At 76.3% G+C, this 1854-nt stretch carries 2 protein-coding genes; both read left to right on the forward strand.

What is annotated here, in order from left to right:
* A partial coding sequence (locus AOK24_RS44315; protein WP_420876742.1) for a sensor histidine kinase occupies nucleotides 1–1228 on the forward strand: 1228 nt, incomplete at its 5' end.
* Nucleotides 1225–1854, forward strand: a 630-nt coding sequence (locus AOK24_RS44320) for a response regulator (protein WP_055725461.1), incomplete at its 3' end; no start/stop codon positions are given. The genes AOK24_RS44315 and AOK24_RS44320, both read left to right, overlap by 4 nt.

The raw sequence follows: 1854 nt of genomic DNA on the forward strand, positions 1-1854 counted from the left end.
GGATCAAGGGGTCCCCGTGTCCGACCGCCGTCCCCCCACCCCCCGCCGGTCCCTGGACCACCTCGCGCACGGCGCGTTCGCGCTCGTCGTCGTCGCGGGCCTGGTCCGGGCCGCGGCGGACAGGGACCCGCTGTGCCGCGACATCGTGGTGCTCAGCACGCTGCTGGCGCTGGTGTACGGGGTCGGCCTGGCGGCCGGCGACCGGTGGGGCCCGGCGGCGCGGCGCACCTGGGTGGCCGCGCTGGTCGCGCTGTGGACGGCGCTCGTGCTGCGCGCCCCGGTGACGCTGACCGACGCGTACGTGTGGGCGGCGATTCCGCTGGCCTGTGCGGCGCTGCGGGTGCTGGACCGGCGGGCGGCGAGCCTCGCCGTGGGCGTGGTCACCGTCTCACTGGTCGGTCAACTGGTGCGCGGCAACGGCGGTTTCACGCCGGAGATGCTGGTGCCGGTGGCGGCGGTGTGGGGAACGGCCGCGCTGTACGGCACGTTGCAGCGGGAGGCGGACCGACGGCGGCGGCTGGTCGAGGAGTTGCGTGCCACGCGCGAGGAACTCGCCCGGCAGCAGCGCCGCGCGGGGGTGCTGACCGAGCGGGAGCGCATCGCGCGGGACCTGCACGACACGCTGGCCCAGGAACTCGCGGGCGGCGTCATGCTGTTGCAGGCGGCCGAGCGGGACTGGGCGGAGCGTCCGGACGTCGCGCTGACACGTGTCCGGGCGGCGGCGGACGGTCTGCACGCCAACCTCGCGGAGACCCGCCGCATCATCAGCGACCTCACGCCGTCGGCGGTCGCGGAGGCCGGACTCGCGGGCGCGCTGCGGCTGTTGTGCGAGCGCGCGGAGACGGAGGGCGCGGCGGCGCGGGTCCGGTTCCGGACAACGGGCGCCGCGTGCCCGGCACTTGGCCGGCAGGGCGCTGCGACCCTGTTCCGGGTCGCGCAGGGCGCGCTGGCGAACATCCGTGAGCACGCCCGCGCGGTGAACGTCCACGTCACGCTCCACCAGCGGCCGGACGGCGCGGAGCTGGAGATCCGCGACGACGGGCTGGGGTTCGCGGAACGTCCCGACCGCACCGGCCCGTCCCGGGGGTTCGGCCTGCCGGCCGCCCGTGCGCGGCTGCGGGAGTGCGGGGGTGTCCTGGACGTGCGCAGCGCGCCCGGGCACGGGACGCGGGTACGCGCATCGATCCCCGTCCCCGCCGGGAAAGTCCTCGACGAGGTGGCCGGGTGACCGCGCTGCGCCTGCTGCTCGCCGACGACCACACCGTCGTCCGGGCGGGTCTGCGCGCCCTGCTGGAGGGGGAGGCCGACCTCGTCGTCGCCGGGGAGGCGGAGAGCGGCGAGGAAGCGGTACGCCTTGCCGCCGAGCTGGCACCGGACGTCGCGCTGATGGACCTGCGGTTCGCCGGGGCCGCCGGGATCGACGGAGTGGAAGCCGTACGCCGGTTGCGGGCGGCTGCTCCCGAGGTGGCCGTGGTGATGCTGACGAGCTACTCCGGACGCGCCGACGTCGTACGGGCGTTGGAGGCGGGGGCCCGGGGGTACGTCCTCAAGGCCGGGCCGCCGCAGGAGCTGTTCCGCGCGGTACGCGGCGCCGCCGCCGGGGCACTGGGGCTCGCGCCGGAGCTGGTGGGGGCGCTCGTCGGGGAAGAGCCCGACCGGGAGCGGGAGTTGACGGCACGCGAGATCGGCGTCGTACGGCTCCTGGCGGAGGGGCGCGGGAACCGGGGGATCGCGCAGGCGCTGTTCCTGAGCGAGGCGACGGTGAAGACGCATCTCGTGCGGATCTACCGGAAGCTGGGGGTCGACAACCGGGCGTCGGCGGTGTCGGAGGCGGTACGGCGGGGGGTGCTGGAC

It is taken from the genome of Streptomyces niveiscabiei (assembly GCF_001419795.1).
GTDB lineage: Bacteria > Actinomycetota > Actinomycetes > Streptomycetales > Streptomycetaceae > Streptomyces > Streptomyces niveiscabiei.